The sequence below is a fragment of the Oleiphilus sp. HI0117 genome, from assembly GCF_001635235.1.
Window position 1 is genome coordinate 1 of record NZ_LWGA01000868.1, and the last position, 4863, is coordinate 4863.

Consider the following 4863-nt stretch of genomic DNA (forward strand, 5'->3'; position numbering starts at 1 on the left):
AAGCGCGAGAAGAAGGTCAGGTTCCCCGATCAAAAGAGTTAAATACAACTTTTTTACTGATTGTCGGGGCGGGGGGCTTGTTAATTTTTGGTAGCGGTATCGCAGCATCTTTAACAAAGATCATGACTGCTAGTTTTTCGTTTTCTAGAGAGGCGACACAAGATACAAGCCAGATGGGAATGTATCTCGCAAGAGCCGCGGTTGAAGTTGCAGAAGGTATTTTGCCGTTTCTAATTTTGTTGTTTGTATCGGCTATTGCAGGGTCCGTTGCTTTGGGTGGTTGGCTTTTCTCAACTAAAGCTCTGGCGCCTAAGTTTAGCCGAATGGACCCAATTAAAGGCTTGGCGAAGATGTTTTCCCTCAAGTCCTTAGTGGAGCTCATAAAGGCGATTGCAAAGGTGTCATTGGTTGTCGCAGTTGCAGTTTTGATTATTCACTCGCAATTGCCAACGCTTATCGGGCTTGCCGATCAAAATGTAATTTCAGCAATGGAAACAGCTTCCAAAATACTGGGGTGGGGTTTTTTCTATTTAGCATGTACGATGATCGTGATCGCTATGATTGATGTACCTTTTCAGATATTTGATCATACAAAAAATCTGAAGATGACGAAGCAGGAAGTGAAAGACGAATTCAAGGACACGGAAGGTAAGCCAGAGGTTAAACGGAAGATTCGCCAATTGCAGATGGAAATGGCGCAGCGTCGAATGATGCAAGATGTTCCTCAGGCTGACGTGGTGATTACCAACCCAACTCACTTTTCAGTCGCGCTACGATATAAACCTGAAGAAGATGCCGCGCCAATTTTGCTTGCGAAAGGGCATGATCAAGTCGCCTTGAAGATTAGAGAAATTGCCAACGAACATGATGTCGAAATTGTTGAGGCTCCACCGCTTGCGCGTTCGGTCTACCATCATGCCGAGATTGGTCAGGAAATTCCGAGTGGTTTGTATATGGCGGTTGCACAAGTGCTGGCATACGTATTTCAGCTTAAGCAGTTTAGGCGTCGCGTTATTACAAAACCTCCGAAACCGGACTTCCCCATACCGGATGATCTTAAATATGATGGCTCTTGATTAAGGGGCTGGCATTGCCTAATTACCGTAAACTGTAGAAGTCGGCGTGAATCTTGCTGATACCTTACTGATATTTGTTTTTCGTCAAATTAGTGACGATATCAGTCTTGGTAGTGATATTTATGCAGCAAGCCGCAATGCTTCAACAATTCAAGGTTCTTACTCAGGGTAATCTCGCCATCCCGGTGCTATTGATTGCAATCCTGGGGATGATGACCCTTCCTGTTCCTCCTTTCCTGCTTGATTTGTTGTTTACCTTCAATATTGCTTTGGCGCTTGTTGTCTTGCTTGTTTGTGTCTACTCCCTGCGGCCCGTTGAGTTCGCGATATTCCCAACCGTTTTGTTAGTTGCCACGCTTTTACGTTTGGCGCTAAATGTCGCTTCAACTCGTGTTGTTCTCTTGGAGGGGCACGAAGGTGGCGATGCTGCAGGTAAGGTGATTGAGGCCTTCGGTGAGGTTGTCATTGGAGGCAATTACGCTGTCGGTTTGGTTGTCTTTGCTATTTTGATGATTATTAACTTTGTTGTTGTAACAAAGGGTGCTGGCAGGGTCTCGGAGGTTAGTGCGCGCTTTACGCTCGATGCGATGCCGGGTAAACAGATGGCGATTGATGCTGATCTTAATGCTGGCATTATCGAACAGGAAGAAGCCAAGTCACGTCGTGAAGAAATTGCAACGGAGGCTGACTTTTATGGTTCTATGGATGGTGCCAGTAAGTTTGTTCGTGGTGATGCCATTGCGGGTTTGTTGATTTTAGCGATCAATATCATAGGCGGTCTCTCTATTGGCATGGTGCAGCATGATCTAGAATTCTCTGATGCAATGGAAAAGTATTCGCTACTGACTATTGGTGATGGCTTGGTTGCACAGATTCCTTCGCTACTACTTTCTACCGCCGCAGCAATTATGGTGACACGTGTTAGTAGTATGCAGGACATGTCGTCACAAGTTCTTGATCAGATGTTTCTATCCCCAAAGGCTTTATATGTGGCCTCAGGCATTCTTATCGCAATGGGTCTGGTACCGGGCATGCCTCATTTGGCATTCTTGGGTTTGGGTGGCGGTTTAGCATTTTTTGCTTGGTATGGTCAAAACAAGAGATCGAAAGGTGAAGAGGTTGAAGCAAGCGCTCCGGGTGCTCGCAGGTCAGGTGCTCAGCCTAATATGTCTGGCGGTGCTAATGTAACGCCTGATAATCAAGGTCAAATATCGGCTGATGGACAGCCTAAAGAAGAGTACAAAGAGCTTGGCTGGGATGATGTTTTGTCGGTCGATATTATAGGCCTGGAAGTTGGTTATCGCATAATTCCTCTTGTTGATAAAAATCAGGGGGGGGCATTGCTTGGTAGGATAAAAGGGGTGCGTAAAAAGCTGTCGCAAGAGTTAGGTTTCTTAATGCCTTCAGTTCATATTCGCGACAATCTTGACCTTATGCCAAATGTTTACCGAATCACCTTGATGGGCGTAACGATTGCTGAAGCAGAAATTCACCCAGAGAGAGAGCTAGCTATTAACCCGGGTCAGGTCTTTGGGAAAATTGACGGGGTTGAGGGTAGAGACCCTGCTTTTGGGCTTGATGCAATCTGGGTTGAGAGTTCTCAAAAGGATCATGCGCAAACGCTAGGTTATACCGTTGTCGATGCGAGTACTGTGGTGGCGACACACTTGAATCAAGTGCTTCAGAAGCATGCTAGTGAGTTATTGGGGCATGAGGAGGTACAGCAATGGTTGGATCAGTTGGCGAAGGTGTCACCTAAGCTATCAGAAGAGCTGGTTCCAAATACATTAACAGTCAGTCTGTTATTAAAAGTTCTTCAGAGTCTATTGATCGAGGACGTACCTATTAGAGATATGCGTTCGATCGCTGAAGCGCTGGTTAATGTAACTCCAAAGTCAGCTGATTCCACCCTGCTAACAGAAGCATGTCGACAGGGTATGAAAAGATTGATTGTCCAAAATATTTGTGGAAATGATGATGAAATCCCCGTTATTACCTTAGAGCCCGACTTGGAACAGTTATTGCTAAAGTCTGTGCAGCAGTCACAAAAAACTGGCGCGGGTGATGATATGGGAATGATACTTGAGCCCCGAATAGTTGAAACACTTCAGCGATCGCTCGGTGAAGCAGCTCAACGCCAGGAAATGCTCGGAAAGCCTGCAATCCTTTTGGTATCAGGGCCTTTGAGACCAGTGCTTGCTAAGTTTGTAAGGTTTGGGAGTGACCCGATTAATGTCCTTTCTTACCAGGAAGTGCCAAACAATAAACAAATAACAATCGTCGCGAACGTAGGTCAATAAATTGACGTCGTGTCGGTAGAACTCGCTCCAAGGTTCAATTGAAGTGATGAGTAGTAAACATAATCAGGTGATTCCTTATGGAAGTTAGACGCTTTTTTTCAGCGACCATGCAAGAAGTTTTAAAAATGGTTCGAGAAGAACTTGGCCCCGATGCGGTTATCTTATCCAACTCAAAAGTTGACGGTGGTGTCGAAATTGTTGCTGCGCTCGACTATGAGGAAGATGTCTCACCTGAAACCATCGAAAGTCAATTGATAGAGCGTGGCGAGCCTAGCCCTTCCCAACTTGCTCGTATGCATGCAGAAAAACACCTGAAACTGCAAAAAGAGCTAGATAGTGCGCGTAGAAAGATAGAAGAGGTTAAGGCTAAGCGTAAAGAGCGGCCTGATGCTCTTGCGCAAGAGAACGATTCAGAGGCAGTGTCTGAACCAGAGGCAAGCTCTTCGGCAATGGAGCGCAAGGCTGCGTCACATGATGCTAAACAAAATGGTACTCCGTGGGGCGAATTATCGGATATGCGTGCAGAGATATTAGAGATTAAAAAACTAATGTCCGGGCAGGCTTACAAGCAAGTGCAGAATGAAAAAGAACGTGAGCAATCGGCTACGCTCAGCAAAATCGAACGTAAACTCGAATCCCTTTGTATTGCCGGGGATCTTAAAAAACGGCTAATGGCAATGGTTGATTTAGGTATGGACTACAGTCAGGCATGGTCTCGTGTTTCACAGGGTGTTTCAGCTTTAATATCGGCTCCTGAAGATGACCTGATCGAGCAGGGTGGCGTCATTGCATTGGTTGGGCCTACAGGTAGTGGTAAGACCATGACAATAGGTAAAATGGCTGCTCAGTTTGTTATTCGACATGGTGCTGATGATATAGCCTTGGTGACAACTGACAGATACCGCATAGCTGCGCACGAGCAACTAAAGGTGTTTGGCAGAATACTCAATGTGCCTGTCCATGTTGTTGATGAGCGTCATAGTCTGGATACCATACTTGATGGCTTGCGTCACAAAAAACTTGTCTTGGTTGATACTGCTGGCCTAATGCATACCGACGCGTGCTGGTCTGAGCAGCTGCAGGAATTAAAGCTGTCGGGTCATGATATTCAGTCACACCTTGTTGTATCGTCTGTAGGGCAGTATCAGGTGATGTGTTCAAATTACCATCACTACAAAATGGTAGGCTTGTCAGGCGCCATTATTACTAAGGTTGATGAAGCTGTTAGCCTGGGTGAGGTGATGAGCTTTCTTATCGATACGCGTCTCAAAGCCAGTTATTTTACTGACGGTCAGCGAGTTCCTGAGGATATTCATGTGTTTAGGCAAAAAGAAATCCTCTCGAGAGCTGAATCTTTATTGAATAGTTCGGAGCGATGGGTAACAATCAGCGCCCAAGAGCATGAAGGTGTTTTAGATCAAATATTCTCTCATTCTGCGTAAACTTAATCATATCTGCTAAACTCTTATTAGCGTTGATTAAAATAT

3 protein-coding genes are annotated in these 4863 nt (G+C 45.4%); all 3 read left to right on the forward strand.

Translation table 11 applies throughout. The features are described from left to right. A partial coding sequence (gene flhB / locus A3757_RS15110) for a flagellar biosynthesis protein FlhB (protein ID WP_082872120.1) occupies positions 1-1076 on the forward strand: 1076 nt, incomplete at its 5' end. Between the two features lie 122 nt (positions 1077-1198). Continuing rightward, on the forward strand, positions 1199-3376 hold the full coding sequence (gene flhA, locus A3757_RS15115) for a flagellar biosynthesis protein FlhA (protein WP_068511918.1): 2178 nt from the start codon (positions 1199-1201) through the stop codon (positions 3374-3376). Between the two features lie 77 nt (positions 3377-3453). After that, the gene (gene flhF, locus A3757_RS15120; protein WP_068554876.1) at positions 3454-4818 is read left to right on the forward strand and encodes a flagellar biosynthesis protein FlhF; all 1365 of its coding nucleotides are present in this window, start codon (positions 3454-3456) and stop codon (positions 4816-4818) included. The last annotated feature ends 45 nt before the right edge of the window (positions 4819-4863 follow it).